This window comes from Haloplanus sp. GCM10025708 (assembly GCF_042663985.1).
Taxonomy (GTDB): Archaea; Halobacteriota; Halobacteria; order Halobacteriales; family Haloferacaceae; genus Salinirarus; species Salinirarus marinus.
Map to the genome: position 1 here is coordinate 2,118,146 of NZ_JBHSZA010000011.1, position 15,687 is coordinate 2,133,832.

The 15,687-nt window shown below is 64.3% G+C and carries 12 protein-coding genes, 1 tRNA gene and 2 pseudogenes; 7 read left to right on the forward strand and 8 right to left on the reverse strand.

Annotated elements, in window-relative coordinates; genetic code table 11:
- Positions 1-4 precede the first annotated feature (4 nt).
- The 3 genes from gnd to ACFQJD_RS15040 all read left to right on the forward strand — a co-directional run bounded on the left by gnd (position 5) and on the right by ACFQJD_RS15040 (position 1,809).
- Complete coding sequence (gene gnd / locus ACFQJD_RS15030) at positions 5-907, forward strand: phosphogluconate dehydrogenase (NAD(+)-dependent, decarboxylating) (RefSeq protein ID WP_379799299.1); 903 nt, start codon at positions 5-7, stop codon at positions 905-907.
- A gap of 160 nt (positions 908-1,067) precedes the next feature.
- The gene (locus ACFQJD_RS15035; protein ID WP_379799301.1) at positions 1,068-1,661 is read left to right on the forward strand and encodes a 2Fe-2S iron-sulfur cluster-binding protein; all 594 of its coding nucleotides are present in this window, start codon (positions 1,068-1,070) and stop codon (positions 1,659-1,661) included.
- A gap of 75 nt (positions 1,662-1,736) precedes the next feature.
- A tRNA-Arg gene (locus ACFQJD_RS15040) sits at positions 1,737-1,809 on the forward strand.
- A gap of 256 nt (positions 1,810-2,065) precedes the next feature.
- Here ACFQJD_RS15040 and ACFQJD_RS15045 read toward each other — a convergent pair.
- The 5 genes from ACFQJD_RS15045 to ACFQJD_RS15065 all read right to left on the reverse strand — a co-directional run bounded on the left by ACFQJD_RS15045 (position 2,066) and on the right by ACFQJD_RS15065 (position 6,731).
- Complete coding sequence (locus ACFQJD_RS15045; protein WP_379799303.1) at positions 2,066-3,103, reverse strand: sodium:calcium antiporter; 1,038 nt, start codon at positions 3,101-3,103, stop codon at positions 2,066-2,068.
- 369 nt (positions 3,104-3,472) lie between these two features.
- Positions 3,473-4,411: an alpha/beta hydrolase gene (locus ACFQJD_RS15050; protein ID WP_379799305.1), complete on the reverse strand. Its 939-nt coding sequence runs from the start codon at positions 4,409-4,411 to the stop codon at positions 3,473-3,475.
- 11 nt (positions 4,412-4,422) lie between these two features.
- Positions 4,423-4,806: a Rid family detoxifying hydrolase gene (locus tag ACFQJD_RS15055; RefSeq protein WP_379799307.1), complete on the reverse strand. Its 384-nt coding sequence runs from the start codon at positions 4,804-4,806 to the stop codon at positions 4,423-4,425.
- Between the two features lie 129 nt (positions 4,807-4,935).
- Positions 4,936-6,474, reverse strand: coding sequence for a sodium:solute symporter family protein (locus ACFQJD_RS15060; protein WP_379799310.1), 1,539 nt, complete (start codon positions 6,472-6,474; stop codon positions 4,936-4,938).
- The gene (locus tag ACFQJD_RS15065; protein WP_379799313.1) at positions 6,471-6,731 is read right to left on the reverse strand and encodes a hypothetical protein; all 261 of its coding nucleotides are present in this window, start codon (positions 6,729-6,731) and stop codon (positions 6,471-6,473) included. The genes ACFQJD_RS15060 and ACFQJD_RS15065 overlap by 4 nt, the downstream gene beginning before the upstream one ends.
- Before the next feature lie 492 nt (positions 6,732-7,223).
- On the opposite strand from ACFQJD_RS15065, the gene ACFQJD_RS15070 reads away from it, so the two are divergent.
- Positions 7,224-7,859, forward strand: a complete 636-nt coding sequence (locus ACFQJD_RS15070) for a cyclase family protein (RefSeq protein WP_379799315.1) — start codon at positions 7,224-7,226, stop codon at positions 7,857-7,859.
- Positions 7,860-7,893: 34 nt separating this feature from the next.
- Here the strand turns inward: ACFQJD_RS15070 and ACFQJD_RS15075 are convergent, their stop codons facing one another.
- Complete coding sequence (locus ACFQJD_RS15075) at positions 7,894-8,946, reverse strand: nicotinate-nucleotide--dimethylbenzimidazole phosphoribosyltransferase (protein WP_379799317.1); 1,053 nt, start codon at positions 8,944-8,946, stop codon at positions 7,894-7,896.
- A 243-nt stretch (positions 8,947-9,189) separates the two neighbouring features.
- Between ACFQJD_RS15075 and ACFQJD_RS15080 the strand changes: the two genes are divergently transcribed.
- Positions 9,190-10,467, forward strand: coding sequence for a glycosyltransferase (locus tag ACFQJD_RS15080; RefSeq protein WP_379799319.1), 1,278 nt, complete (start codon positions 9,190-9,192; stop codon positions 10,465-10,467).
- 205 nt (positions 10,468-10,672) lie between these two features.
- A pseudogene (locus ACFQJD_RS15085) lies at positions 10,673-12,291 on the forward strand (acyl-CoA synthetase).
- On the opposite strand, the pseudogene ACFQJD_RS15090 reads toward ACFQJD_RS15085, so the two are convergent.
- Positions 12,288-12,748: pseudogene (locus ACFQJD_RS15090) on the reverse strand (deoxyuridine 5'-triphosphate nucleotidohydrolase). The pseudogenes ACFQJD_RS15085 and ACFQJD_RS15090 sit on opposite strands and share 4 nt — an antisense overlap.
- Before the next feature lie 192 nt (positions 12,749-12,940).
- Here ACFQJD_RS15090 and ACFQJD_RS15095 point away from each other — a divergent pair.
- Positions 12,941-14,914 carry an aconitate hydratase gene (locus tag ACFQJD_RS15095; RefSeq protein ID WP_379799322.1) on the forward strand — a complete coding sequence of 658 codons (1,974 nt, stop codon included), beginning with the start codon at positions 12,941-12,943 and terminating at the stop codon, positions 14,912-14,914.
- Between the two features lie 293 nt (positions 14,915-15,207).
- Here ACFQJD_RS15095 and ACFQJD_RS15100 read toward each other — a convergent pair whose 3' ends face one another.
- Entirely contained in the window at positions 15,208-15,663 is a 456-nt protein-coding gene (locus ACFQJD_RS15100) for a MaoC/PaaZ C-terminal domain-containing protein (protein ID WP_379799324.1), read from the reverse strand.
- Positions 15,664-15,687 lie beyond the last annotated feature (24 nt).

The window sequence follows — 15,687 nt, forward strand, 5'->3', positions numbered from 1 at the left end:
ACCCATGCAACTGGGCGTCATCGGACTGGGACGGATGGGACAGATCGTCGTCGACAGAGCGCTCGCGGCGGGCCACGGCGTCGTCGCCTACGACGTCGACCCGGAGGCGGTGGCGACCGCCGCCGACGCGGGTGCCGACCCGGCGGCTGGCGTCGCCGACCTCGCGGACCAGCTCGGCGAGGAGAAACGCGTCTGGCTCATGGTCCCCGCCGGGGACGCGGTGGACGCGACGCTGGAGGAACTCGAACCGTATCTCTCCGAGGACGACGTCGTCGTCGACGGCGGCAACTCCCACTTCGAAGCGTCGGCCCGGCGGGCACGGGAGACGCGCGCGGCCTACCTCGACTGCGGGACCAGCGGCGGTCCCGCCGGCGCGGAACTCGGCTTCTCGCTGATGATCGGCGGCCCCGAGTGGGCCTACGACGAGATGACGCCCGTCTTCGACGCCGTGGCGACCGGGTCCGACGGCCACGACCGGATGGGCGAATCCGGGGCCGGCCACTACGTGAAGATGGTTCACAACGGCGTCGAGTACGCCCTGATGCAGGCCTACGGCGAGGGGTTCGAACTCCTCCACGAGGGCCGGTACGACCTCGACCTCGAAGCCGTCGCGCGGACGTGGAACAACGGCGCGGTCATCCGCTCCTGGCTCCTCGAACTCTGCGAGGAGGCGTTCCGCGAGGAAGGCTCGGATCTGGGCGACGTCGCCGACTACGTCGCCGGCGGGTCGACCGGGACGTGGACAGTACAGGAGGCCCTCGAACAGGAGGTGCCGGTGCCGCTCATCTACGGTGCTCTCGCCGAGCGCTTCGGGAGTCGTGCCGACGACGGCCGATTATCGCGCCGACTCGCCAATCGCCTTCGCTACGGCTTCGGCCGGCACGAGATCGCACGGCGAGAGGAGTAGACGCCGCCGCTTCGGGTCTACTGTACCGCGAGCGACCGGCGGGAGCGACCGGCTTTTTGGGCCAGATTTTTCCCGCCGAGCAGTGCGCAAGCGAAGCGAGCGTCCCCGAGGTGGGCGGTGAAGCGCAATCCTGTTAAACCCCGCTTCCGTACCGCCGCTCATGGCAGAGGTAAATATGGTGGGTCTGGGGCTCGGTGCTGCGCTCACGCTCGTCGCCGTCGCCTTGCACTTCTCGAAGGGGACGGGATGGAGCCCTACGACCGACATCTCACAGGAACTTCTCGAACGCCGGGCCGCGGCGGTGCCAGAGACGGACTTCCCCGAACCCATGAACCGCGCCATCGGCGGTGGCGGCGGGGGCGTCGCTGCCGGGGCCGTCGCCGGCGGCGAGGAGGGAGCCGAACTCGAAGAGGGCGGCGAAGCCGAGGCGGAGTCCGGCCCGTGGGACGTCCCGGACGACGAGGCCGAGACCTTCGAAGTCGAGTTCGTCAAGGAGGGCGAGACGATCGAACTCGCCGAGAACGAAACCATCCTCGAACAGGGTGAGGACCAGGGCTGGGACCTGCCGTACGCCTGCCGGCAGGGACAGTGCGTCTCCTGTGCCGGACAGGTCCAGGACGGCCCCGCCGAGGAGTACGTGGTCCACAACGACCAGCAGATGCTCGACGACAACGAACTCGACGAGGGTTACACCCTCACCTGCGTCGCCTATCCGAAATCCTCCTTCTCCATCGAGACCGGCGAAGCGCCCTGATCCGGCGCTCGTTTCACGCTCTCGAAGCCGCCGTTTCAGAAGGATTAAGCGGCGGAGCCGAGTAATCCCGTTCGAGGGCCCGTAGCTCAGTGGACAGAGTGCTTGGTTCCGGACCAAGATGTCGCGGGTTCAAATCCCGTCGGGTCCGTCGCTTCTCTGACGAACGTAGTGAGGAAGAGAGCGACGCAACCCGCGGGGTTTGAATCACGCGAGACGAGCGAAGCGAGTCTCGCACCGGGTTCAAATCCCGTCGGGTCCGTTTTGTGTGGTTTAGCGACGAACGTGTGCTGTCTCGGTTCGTGACGAACGTGTGCTGTCTCGGTTCGTGACGAACGTGTTCTGTCTCGGTTCGTGGTGAGCGCCCGTCGGATTCCGTTCGGCACACGAAACCGTTCAGTGCCGCCCTAAACGCCCTTGATGAGGTGGGTCGCGCCGACGGTTTCGGCGACGACCCAGGCGACGAACAGGGCGTAGGCGGCGAGCAGCGTATACGCCTCGACGCCGGTGACCGAGAGGTCGGTTCGCAGGAACGTAAACAGCAGGACAGTTGCCAGCGTGAGTACGCCGAGCATCGGGACGGCCATCGCGAAGTCCACGGCGGCGCTGCCGACGATGAGGACACCGACGGGGATTGCGACGAGGAGGTCGAAGGTGTTCGACCCGAGGACGTTGCCGAGGCTCGTGATGCTCTTGTCGGCTTTCGCCGTGCGAACGCTGACGAGCGCGTCGGGGAGGCTCGTCGCGGCGGCGACGATCGTGACGCCGGCGAGGAACTCGGGGATACCGAACGTGTGGCCGATCGACTCGACGCCGCCGACGAGCTGCTCGACGGCGATCAGAATAACGGCGAGGCCGGCAGCGAGTCGCAGCCACTCGCGCCCGACGGAAATGTTGTCGGGAGCGTCGGGGGCGTCGTGGTCGCTGACGTCCTGCCACTGGATGAAGACGTACAGGCCGTACAGCAACAGCGGGATCGAGACCAGCGGGCGGGTGAGCCGGCCGACGAGATCGGGGCCGCCGGGGACGGGGACGTAGATGACGGCGAGCGCGAACGTGACGACCATCGCGGAGACGGCGATCATGTAGAACTGGGCCTCTTTGTAGACGATAGTGCGGTTCGTCTCGAGGTGACCGTCGGATGCGATGCCGGAGAACGCGGGGATGACGAGGATGTTGAAGATGGCGGAGCCGACGATCGCGCCGACGCCCATGTCGAACGTGCCGTCGAGCGCGGTGAAGACGGCGCTGGCGAGTTCGGGGAAGCTGGATCCGACGGCGACGACGATCGACCCCTGAACGACGGCGGGGAGGCCGTAGTACGCCGAGAGGTGTTCGGCTGCCTGTTCGAGCCAGCTACTGCCGAGCCAGATAAAGCCGGTCGCGACGATTACGACGAGGACGTTGACGGGCGGCGTATTCGGGAGGAGGCCACCGGAGACCATCGTATCGACCAGTTGTAAACGAGGGGTATAATTGTGGTTATCCCGCCGGTTCGAGGCGGCTGCCGGGAAAATTCACTCGCCGCGCTTCGGCAGCGACCGAGGCGTCGCTTCCCGCTCCCTGGCTCAATTCGTCCGACGCAGATCCTCCCCCGACGCGCCTGTCGTACCTGATGCGAATCTCGAAACGCTACGTCCACCGGTCAGTTCGTAGCTGAACGCGGCACATATCAGCCACGAGACCCGATTCCGGTGTGAAACGGCGGGGCTCGGAAGAGGGTCGCGCGTGTCTTCTCGATCAGTCGCGTTCGAGCAGCTGCGTACAGACCGTCTGCGACGATCGGCGTAAACACTCCCACCTGACGCGGTGGGTCAGTGGAGCGACTCTTCGAGTTCCGCAGCGATCTGATCGCGCATTTCTTGCCCTCGTTGTAGCTCCGGAAAGAGGTGGGTTAGATGGAACATGTCTTCGTAATGGACGTAATTCACTGGGACGTCCGCCTCACTGAGTCGATTAGCGTACGCCTCTCCTTCGTCCCGTAGTGGGTCGAATCCGACCGTTACGACGGTGGCCGGTGGGAGGTCGCCTAACTCCCTCGCCTGAAGCGGTGACGCGTAGGGGTGCCGTCCGTCGAGTTCCCGTTCGAGATAGTGGTCCCAGTACCATTCCATAGATTCTTTCGGAAGAACCGGGTCGTCCGCGTGTTCTTCGTAGGACGGGGTATCGAAGGCGTGATTTGTAGCGGGGAAGAGCAGAACCTGCCGGGCGATCGACGGTCCTCCCTCATCCCGAGCCATCAGCGAGATGACGGCGGACAAGTTCCCGCCGGCGCTGTCACCCGCGACCGCGATGCGGGAGGGATCACCATCGAATTCGTCAGCGTAATCGTTCGCCCACGTTAGCGTGTCATAGGAGTCTACGACCGCCGCCGGGAAGGGATGTTCGGGTGCCCGACGGTAATCCGGAGCGATCGTGAGACAGCCCACTTCCCGTGTGAGGAAACGACAGAATTCGTCGTACGTGTCGATAGTCCCGCGTACCCAGCCGCCCCCGTGATAGTGAATCAGTATCGGATGTGGACCGTCCCCGTCCGGCTCGTACACCCGAGCGGGTATCTCGGCCTCCGAGCCTTCGATGGTTATGTCGTGTGTCTTTCCCACGTCCGCTTTCGGAACGTCGCTCCGGTAATCGATGAATAGCTGATTGGAAGCTTCTCGTGCACCGGAGGGTGACTGTGCGTGTGCCGGTGGGATGTTCAGGTCCCCCAGCTCCTCGAGTAAGTCCTCGGCTTCCGGATGGAGAGTTGGCATTCGGTGAGCCCTCAGTCGTCTTTGTGAGCGATTACCTCGATCTCGACGTCCCCGTCCAACACGAGATCGCCGACCTCGATAGCGCTCCGCGACGGGTAGGGCTCGCTCAGCGACTCACTGTACACTTCGTTTACGTCGTCGTAATGCTTCAGGTCTGATAGGAATACTGTCGTGTTGACGATGTCATCGAGAGAGGCACCTGCCGCCTCCAGAACGGCAGCAATGTTCTCGATCGTCTGTTTCGTCTGTTCCTGTACGTCGCTACTCACTAACTCCTCGGACTGGGGGTCGATTCCCAATTGACCCGAAACATAGATCGTATTGCCGACTTTCGTCGCTTGCGACAGCGGTGCTGCTTCGAACGACGGCGCGTTATCCGTGGTAATCTCTTCCATGGGCGACATAGACACCCGCCCCGTCTTAGATGTTATGTTGTCAGCAACATACCCCTTGATAGACCTGTATCCTCGCGAACGAAAGAAATGGCAAATCCAGAGGAACTATCCCCGGCAGAGACGGGCCGATTAGAGCTCCCTGTCGAGAAGTCCGTGGAACTTCTCGATCTTGTCCTTCGACGCGGGTTGCGTGGCGTAGCTCACCGCGACGAACACGGCCATGTTCAGGAGCAGTGCGAGGAAGAGACCCCGGATTCCGCTCGGCGACAGCGGATTGTTCACCACTCCTAACTCCCAAACGAACGTGAAAGCCAAACCGACCGCCGGGGCGACGATAGCGGCTTCGGGTGAGGCCCGTGGCCAGGCTACCGCACCGAACGTTATGGGCATTAAGTGGATCGCGATCCCCGAGCCGAACACGGCGATCGGGACGATTAGCCCTCGGTAATTCAAGGCGATGATTACAGCGACCACCCCGGCCAGAAGGACGATGAGGTAGTCGGTAATCAACTCCTCTCGGTCGGACAGGTCCTCTTTGATAAGTGCTCGAACGAAGTCGCGCCCGACGGTGACCGAGAGAGCGTGTATATACGAGTCCGTAGTCGAGATTATTGCAGCGAGCAGCGCGATCAGGAACAGCGCCGCGAGATAGATCGGGAGAATCTCGAACGCCAACAGCGAGGAGACGAAGTCCGGATTTTCGAGGTTCGGGAAGACCACTCTCCCGTAGGCACCGATCCAGAAGATGATGATGTTCACGAAGGCGAACGCGAGCAAGATCCCCATTCCGAGGCCGACGAAGCTATCCCGTTCGTCGGAGCCGTAGAATCGAAGCCACGCGGCCGGCGTCATGACGGCGAGGGACGTTAAGAACCCGATACCGGTACCGTAGATGTTGAAGACCGGGAACGCACCGACGGAGCCGGGTACTGTAATGAACGCGTTCGTGTCATCACCGATGGCGGTAATGACGTCGGAGAACCCGCCGCCATGGAGGTAAATGCCGACCAAGAACGCGCTCAGTACGATCAGCATGATGGCTCCATTGAGGGTGTCGAGCCACGCGATACCCCGGTATCCGGTAGTGATGACGTGGAGCACGATCACCGCTGCGACGATGATCACTCCCGTATCCACGGCGACGACGCCGCCGGAAAGGACGTGTATTAGAATGCCCCCGGCAGTCAACTGTGCCACCGAGTAGGTGATGTTGAAGAGCAAACTAACGACGACCGTGTAGACCCGAACCGTGTCACTCTGGTAGTACTCCCCGAGCAAATCCCCGGGTGTGACGTAGTTGTATTCCCGGCCGAGGATCCAGATTCGACGGCCGAAATACCAGATGAGACCCGATCCGATCGCGAAGCCCGTTATGGCCATTACCGTGAACGGAGCCCCGACAGTGTAGATCGTTCCCGGGAACCCGGCCAATCCAACGCCGCTATTGATCGTCGCGAACAGCGTGAGCGTCGTCACTAACACGCCGACGGTCCGGGACGCGACCGAGTAATCGACCAGACTTCCCTTGCGATCCCGGTTTGCGAGATACGTCAGAACCAAGAAGAGACAGATATAGAGGACGAGGACGGCCGTAATGGTCGTGTAGTTCGCCTGGATGATATTCGCGATGTCCGTCGGAAGCAACTGCAGGACCGTGGGCGACGTCATTCCGACACCTCCTGATCGGTTTCGTCGAATTTCCGTTTCTCAGGGAGCCTGATGAGGATATACAGGCCGACGACGTAGGCCAGGGCGACAGCGACTATTTCCCAGAGCAGGAGCGGCCAGCCAGCGATCAAGACTGGCTCTTTCCCGACCGTGTGAAGGAGAACGAAATGGATTATCGGAAGGATCGAGAAGTAGAAACAGATTTTCCAAGCTTGTTTATTTCGGAAAAGTTCGTACTCTAGTTCCGATGCGTCCATTCGATCCGCACGCCGCCAATTTTCATCCCATGGCATGCGACAACAATACTCTAACACACGTTGATATACATATCTTCGCCGACAACATTCTCCGGTATATCACTGGCAGCCCGGTATAAACGTATGTTAAGGTTTCTAGTGCTTCGGTAGCGAGAATCCTGGCAGAGACGCGGCATAGATACTTCTCCGCGGTTTTAAGCCAATGAAAATATGTCATCAGGTCATCTGGTTCGTGATAATATTGGGATGAGAGTATCCCCGTTCGAACGATCAAATACCGGTCACGTACGTCCTCTTCGGGTCCGTGCTGCGTTCGCCGGTCGCGTACGGACGTCGGCCACTTCAGGGACGCGGCCCGGTCCGGTCCACAGGCAGCAGGGAAGAGCGCTCGAAGCGACGTTCGCGGGGGAGTTGCGTGTCACCGGTCACGCCGTGGATAGCCGTGCCGCCGGGAGAAGTACCGTTTTACGTCGGCCGAGAGACCGACTCCGCGTGTACGATCTCTCGCAGCGACTCGCCGACGGGATGCAGACGTTTCCGGACGATCCCGAGGTACGACTCTCGCCGACGGCCGTGTTCGAGGCGGACGGCTACCGGGTGACGTCGATCGAGTGTGGGAGCCACACCGGCACGCACGTCGACGCGCCCACCCACACGGAACCGGACGGGGACGGCCTCGACGCGTTCCCGATCGACCGATTCGTGCTGGAGACGGTCCGAGTGGACTGTCGCGACCTCGGCGCGCGCGACGCGATTCCGCCGGAGCGCGTCCCCGAAACCGACGTCGAATGCGTCGCCTTCCACACCGGCTGGGACGACCACTGGGGGACCGATCGGTATCTCGATCATCCGTACGTCGCGCCCGAAACCGCCCGTCGGTGTGCGGAACGCGGATACGACGTCGGCGTGGACACGCTGAATCCCGATCCGACGCCGTCGCCGCGGAGCGGGAGCGACGAACCGACGGGTTTCGAGGCACACCACGAGCTGCTCGGCAACGACTGCCTCGTCTTCGAGAACCTCACCGGCCTGGAGCGCGTCCCCGAGCGATTCGAGTTGCGTGCCTACCCGCTCGCACTCGGCGGCGACGGCGCTCCGGTTCGGGCGGTCGGCGTCGCCGACGAATAGCGTCCACACTGCACGACGTCCGGCCGCCCGGTCGTCACTCCGAGGCGCTTCCGACGGCGTCCGTCGCTGGATGGTCGTCCGGTGCGGTCGAGAGCAGGCGGTCGTACACGGTGACGACTCGGTTACGCAGGGCGCGCATGGGCGGGGTCGGCGTGTCGGTGAGTGTCCCCGCCGTCAGGGCGAGAGCGCCGCCCATACCGACGCCCTCCTTGGCTTCGCCACGGACGTAGGCGTCCATCGCGGGGTGGTCGGATCCGGCGAACTCGGGATCCGTCACGAGCAGGTCGACGTCGAGCGCGTCCGCGAGGGCGCGAACGGCCGCGGTGTCGTCGGCCGCGACGAACGAAGTCGTCGCCTGGGTCACCGTCTCGGTGAGCCCGAAGTGACGGACGAGTGCCGCCACGGCACTCATCTGCGTCCCGCCGCCGAGCGTGACGTCCGTGCCGGTCTCCAGCGCCCCCACCGTCAGCCCCGCGAGCGCGGCGAGTACGGGGTCACCCACGTCACGCACGGCCCCGAGCGGGTCACCGGCGGCACCGCCGGGCGAGAGGTCGCTCGCGTCGAGTGCTTCGGACACGACGGCCCGCTTGAGGCGCGTCGGGTTGTCCGAGAACGACGAGGACACCCGAGCGCGTTCGCCGAGCGCCGTCAGGACCCCCATCGCCGTCGTCGTCCCGCCGGGAATCGTCTCCGCAAGGACGAGTTCACTGTCGGGGAGTGACGACCCGTACGCCCGGGCGGCGTCGAATTTCGCCGCTGCCGCCGGGACGGCCGCGGCAGCGCGAACGTCGGCACCCGCCTCTCCGGGGAGCCCGACCGTCGGTGCGGTCGTCGTGCTCGCCGTCCCCGCGTCGACGACGGCGACGTCGAATCCGAGCAGTTCGCGCGCTGCACGGGTCACGACCGCCGGGGTCGGACAGCCGGAGGGGCTCACGGGCGCGACCGGCGCGTGGGTCGGCCGTCCGTACGTGAGGATCTCCGCGTCCGCGCTGGGCGTGTGGACCATCAGGTCGGGGGTCGCGCCTGCCGCGCTGATACCGTCGATGCGCGCAGTGGCGGTACTGCCGATCGCGAGGACGAACCTCATCGGTAGCGACCCTCCGGACGTCGGCGACGACCCTCCGGACGCCGGCGACGACCCTCCGGGACGACACCTGCCGCCCGAGAACTCGACCCAACGCGTCCCGTCATGTGTACCACGCGGGGGCGACGCGGCAAATAACCCCGTCGAAGCGACCCGGTGCTGTGGCGGCTCCGCGTTCGCATCGGCGAATCGGCCGTCGCGTCCGCCTCCCATACTTTTAACTCATTACCAGAGTCGACTTCCCCCATGAATTCCCGGCCGCTGGAAGAGATCGATCGATCCCGCAGCAAAACCGCCATCTATCTGGTGAGTACGGGCCTCCTCGTCGGTGCGTGGCTGCTTCCCGATTTCTTGTTCGGTGGGTATTCGGACGTGGTCCACACGTTCGTGCTCGTTTCGCTCTACCTGCTCATCGGCCGAGCGGTGCTCGGGTCGATCCTGTCGCTTTCGTGGCCGACCGTCCCCTCGCTCCCCGCCGACGTCACGCTCCCGACCGTCTCGATCGTCGTCCCCGCGTACAACGAGGGGCCGGTCCTCGCCGACACGATCGACGCGGTCAATCGGGGTGACTATCCGACGGACAAACTCGATCTCATCATCTGTTACGAAGCCGAATCGACCGACGAGACGGCCGACATCGCCGAAGCAGCGGCGGCGGAGTACGCACACGTGAGGGCCATCGAACACGACGATCCCGAAGGCGCGAAAGCGCGGGCCGTCAACTACGCCCTCCAGTTCACGACGGGCGACATCGTCGGCCAGATCGACGCCGATCACCGACTCAAGCCCGACGCGATCCGACGGGCCGTGTCGTGGTTTCTCCACGACGAGGAGACGTGGTGTGTTCAGGGCCGGTGTTACGGCAAGAACCCCGCCGAGTCGCTCGTGAGCCTCCACGCGACCGTCGAACGGCACATCGCCGAAATGGCCGACCTCTACGGTCGGGAACGGCTCGGTGGGTTCACGGTCTTCGGCGGCGGTCAGGTGTTCTTCCGGGCCGACGTGTTCGAGGAAGTCGGCCTGTTCGACGAGGAGATGTTGGTCGAGGACATCGACATGTCGACGAGGATTCACGCCGCCGGGAAGCGACTCCGCGTCGATCCGGGAATCATCTCCTACGAGGAGAACCCACCGACCCTCCGATCGTGGTGGAGCCAACGCAAGCGGTGGGCGCGAGGGTGGATGCAAGTGGCGAAATGCTACCTCACGTCGTTGCCGACCGCGTCGACGGTGTCGCCGCGGTCGAAGATCGATGCCACGTTCACGTTCGCGTACGCGATCGTCCCCGCACTGCTCGTTTTCCTCCTCCCGCTTCCAGGCTGGTACCTCGTCCGCGGGGTGCCCACCCTGACGTACCTGACGAACGACTGGGTCCTGTGGCTGCTGCTTCCGGTCGCCCCCGTCTTCGTCGCGTATCTGATCTTCCTCCGCGACGCGATGGCCGGCCTGGACCACCACCCCTCGAGTATCTCGCCCCGTTCACGCTCTGGCTGTACTTCGGCCTGCAAGCGCTCGTCTTCGTGACCGCGCTGCTCGACGAGTTCCTCTTCGAGGAACGCCGCGTGTTCGTGACGACGTCTCGGTCCGGCGAATCCGATCTGTAGCCGTCACCGTGCCGCAGGCACGGCCGGCCTCTCTCGACTCCGCCTGTAGCGAACGCCGGGCGTACAAACCCCATGACACGCGTTAGCACAACATATATGTTTCAGTCAGTTGTACACTTTCGGGTATGGCTACCGCCTACGAGGAAGCACGGACGGAGTTCGAGTGGGACGTCCCGGACGACTACACGCTCCCGTCGACGATAGAATCGCACGCCGACGCCTTCGGGGACCGCCTCGCCGTTCGCTTCCGCGACGAGGACGGCGCCCGCGTCGAGCGGACGTACGCGGACCTGCGGGCGAACATGAACCGCTTCGCCAACGCTCTCGCCGAGGTAGGCGTCGGGAGCGGTGACCGCGTGATGCATCTGTTCCCCCGCCACCCCGACGCCTTCGCCGTCCAGTTGGGCGTCCTGAAACGGGGAGCGGTGGTCGTCCCGTGTTCGCCGATGCTCACGGCCAGCGACGTCGAGTTCCGCGCGACGGACTGCGAGGCGACGGCCGTCGTCTGTCACGACTCGCTGACGGAGATGGTCGACCCCGTCATCGACGACACGCCCCTCGCGACGCGGATCGTCCTCGACGGCGGAAAGGAGGGTGGGAGTCGTACGCCGACCTGCTCGCCGGGCGGAGCGAGCGCCACGACGGCCCCGAACTCGGCGCGTCGGACCCGATGTCCATCAACTACACCAGCGGCACCACCGGCCAGCCGAAACCCGTCCTCCACCGCCACCGGTGGATGCGCTGTTTCGAACGCGTCAACGGGCCGTACTGGTGGGGGTACACGCGGGAGACGGATTTCTCGGGCGAACTCATGTGGGCGACGACGGGAACGGGGTGGGCCAAGTGGTTCTGGAGCCCGGTCGGCGTCGGCCTCACCACGGGCGCGCCGCAGTTCGTCTACGACGGGGAGTTCGACCCCGAGACGTTTCTCGATTTGATGGCAGAAGAGGGCGTGACCCGGCTCTGTGCGGTTCCGACGCAGTACCGGATGTTCACGCAGATCGACCTCGAATCGTACGACCTGTCGCTCACCGAAGCGGTGTCGGCGGGCGAACCGCTCAATCGCGAACCCATCGAGGCGTTCGAGGCGGCGTTCGGCGTGACGCCGCGAGACGGCTACGGCCAGACCGAGACCGTCGCCCTCGTCACCAACTACCCCGGCATCGACGTGAAGCCGGGGAGTATGGGCAAACCCGCCCCCGGGATGGGGACGACCGTCATCGACACCGACGAGGAGACGGAGGCCGCGCCGGGCGAAATCGGGGAGATCGCCGTCCCCGTCGACTGTCCGGGCATCTTCGACGGCTACTACGAAAAGCCCGAGTACGACGCGCGCACGTTCGGCGGCGACTACTACCGCACCGGCGACCTCGCATCGGTGGACGAGGACGGCTACTTCTTCTTCGAGGGCCGTGCCGACGACATCATCATCTCGGCGGGCTACCGCATCGGCCCCTTCGAGGTGGAAGACGCCCTCGTCGGCCACGCCGCCGTCGCCGAGGCGGCCGCCGTCGCGAGTCCGCACGAGGAACGCGGGAACGTCGTCAAGGCGTACGTCGTCCTCGCCGACGGCTACGAGGGGAGCGACGACCTCGCGGCGGAGCTCCAGGAGTACATGAAAGCCGAGACGGCCCCCTACAAATACCCCCGCCGGATCGAGTTCATCCCGGAGCTACCCAAAACCTCCAGCGGCAAGATCCGGCGCGTCGAACTCCGGGAAGCGGAACAGAAGCGACACGTCTAGACGTTCTCGGCCTGGTAGTCCCCGTCGTACGTGTCGTCGTGGTCGGCCTTCGCGAGGACCAGTTGCGCGATGCGCGCGCCCGCCTGTATCCTGATCGGGTGGTGGACCTGCATCAGTCCCTCGCCCCGTCCCTCGTAGCCGGCGTCCCAGACGGCAGTGTTGAGCATACCGGAGTTGCGCATGAGCGACGACCGCGGGTAGACGAAGCCGACGTGGCCCTCGGGAATGTGGACCGTCTCGGCGTAGCGGGCGACGTAGCCGCCGGCGTCGAGGCGGTAGACGCCGTCGTCGGCGTCCACTTCGCGGCGGTCGCCGACGGTCTTTCCTCCCGGTCGATGCGGCCCGGCTCGACCTGTTCGAAGACGGCGTCGAGGCGTAAATCGACGCCGTTGGGCTGGACCTGGTCGGCGGTCAGCGGACGGACGTGGTCGGCGACGAACGTGCCGGCGCGGAACATATTCGACCAGTCGAACGCGTCGTCAAAACGTTGCCGACAGGGAGCGACGCGACCGGGCCACAGGGCGGCCGTTCCGATCCGACGTCACACCCGCGAACGCGCAAGAATTGCAGGATAGCGCCCGTTTATCATGGTTTATCGAAGGGGAAACACACGGGATTTATATCCGAGCAAGCCCGACGAACGGACGTTATGGGACAGACGCTTACCGAAAAAATTCTCGACGACCATCTCGTCGAGGGCGAACTCGAACCCGGAGAGGAGATCGGCATCGAGATCGATCAGGTGCTGACACAGGACACGACGGGGACGATGGTCTGGCTCCAGTTCGAAGCGCTGGAGATGGACGAAGTCCAGACCGACCTCGCCGCGCAGTACTGCGACCACCAGACCTACCAGTTCGACTTCAAGAACACCGACGACCACCGCTTCCTCCGCTCTGCGGCCGGGACCTACGGCGCGTACTTCTCCCGCCCCGGCAACGGTATCTGTCACAACGTCCACAAGGAGAACTTCGCGGCTCCCGGCAAGACGATGCTCGGGTCGGACTCGCACACGCCGACGCCCGGCGGCCTCGGCGAACTCGCCATCGGCGCGGGCGGCCTCGACGTCGCCGTCGCCATGGGCGGCGGGGCGTACTTCGTCGAGATGCCGGAAGTCGTCAACGTCCGCCTCGAAGGCGAACTCCCCGACTGGGCCTCCGCGAAGGACGTCATCCTCGAGTTGCTTCGCCGGCTCTCCGTGAAAGGCGGCGTCGGCAAGGTGTTCGAATACACCGGGCCGGGCGTCGAGTCGCTCACGGTCCCCGAACGGACCACCATCACGAACATGGGGACCGAACTCGGCGCTACCTCCAGCATCTTCCCGACGGACGAGCAGACCAAAGACTACCTCGAACGGCAGGGCCGAGGGGACAAGTACGTCGAACTCGCCCCCGACGAGGACGCCGAGTACGCCGACGAGATCGTCGTCGACCTCTCGGACCTCGAACCGCTCATCGCGCAGCCGTCGATGCCCGACAACGTCGTACCCGTCCGCGAAGTGGCCGGCACCGACGTCGAACAGGTCATCGTCGGCTCCTGTACGAACGGCGGCTACGAGGACATCCTCCCGGCGGCGAAGATGGTCGAGGGCCGCGAAGTGGCCAAATCGACCGACATGATCGTCGCCCCCGGCTCCAAGCAGGCCAGCGAACTCCTCGCTCGCGGGGGCTGGACGGCCGAGATGATGGCCGCCGGCGTCAACGTGAGCGAGGCGACCTGTGGCCCGTGTATCGGCATCGGCCACGTACCCGCCTCCAACTCCGTCTCGGTCCGAACGTTCAACCGCAACTTCGAGGGTCGCTCCGGCATCGAGGACGACAACGTCTACCTCTGCTCGCCGGAAGTCGCCGCGGCCGCGGCGATCGCCGGCGAGATCGTCGATCCGCGCGACCTCGCGGACGAACTCGACGACCTCGAAGCCCCCGGCGTCGAACTCCCCGACAAGTACGACGCGGGGAAAGCCGACATCATCGAACCCGAGGAGGCAATCGACGACGAACTCATCAAGGGCCCGAACATCGGCGACGTGCCGCTGAAGGACCCGCTCGGATCCGACATCGCGGGTGAGGCGCTCCTCAAGATGGAGGACAACATTACGACGGACCACATCATCCCGGCCACGTCGGACATCCTCAAGTTCCGCTCGAACATCGAGCGCCTCTCCGATTTCACCCTCTCGCGCGTCGACGAGACGTTCGCGGACCGCGCCCGCGAGGCCGACGGCGGCCTCCTCGTCGCCGGCGAGAACTACGGGCAGGGCTCCTCGCGCGAACACGCCGCGATGTGTCCGATGTATCTCGGCATCGAGAGCGTCCTCGCACGGAGCTTCGCCCGCATCCACAAGGCGAACCTGTTCAACTTCGGCATCCTCCCGCTCACCATCGACGAGGACACCTACGAGAAGATCGAGCAGGGCGACGACATCGAAGTCGTCGACGACATCGCCGAGGCCGTCGCGAACGGGAAAGAGGAGTTCACCGTCCGCGTCAACGACGACTGGGAGGCGACCGCCGAACTCGAGGCCTCCGAGCGCGAACGCGAGATCCTCGCCGCCGGCGGCAAACTGACGCTCACGAAACAGCGCCACCAGTCCGGCAGCGGTGCCGCGCCCGCGGACGACTGAACCGCACACGATACCGAATTTTTCTTCGACCGCTCGCGACCAGACACAGTCGCTGTCGCGTATTAACTCCGAAATTCTAGTTTAGCAAATAAATTATTCTCGGCATGATTATAGTAGAAATATAGTAAAATGAAATTCGATAATATAGAATAGATCCATATACGGCGAATACTGGCGTATTTCCGCGGGATTCCAGATCGTATCGAAGAAGTAAAATTTAGTTGATTTCGTCGGCGCGAACGCCGGACGAGCGGGGCGTTCGCGGCGGGGCGTCCGTGCGTTTCTCTGCCCGCTCACTCCGGCGTCGCTTCGAGGAGCAGGAGATACTCGCCGGTCGCGACGAGCGAGTCGTCCTGGTTGTAGAGGTCGTGTTTGAACGAGACGATCCCCCGACCGCCTTCCTTCTCGCGCTTGTCGACGACCTCGGCCTCCAGGTGGACGGTGTCGTCGACGAAGACCGGGTTGACGAACCGGTAGCCTTCGCGGCCGTAGGCGGCGACGATGTCCGGGTCCCACTCCGGAATGCGCTTGCTCAACCCCTCCATCAGAGTGATGAGAAGCGTGTTCTGGACGATGGGGCGTTCGAATTCGGTCTCTTTCATGTACTCCTTGTCCGTGTGCAGGGGGTTGTAACTCCCCGTCAGGCCGGCCATCGAGTACACGTCGGATTCGCTCACCGTTCGGGCGACGGACGACTCCGCGGCGTCGCCGACGGCGAAGTCCTGGTAGTAGCGCTTGCTCGTCGTCATCGTCCTTACCTCGGAAGGGACGGA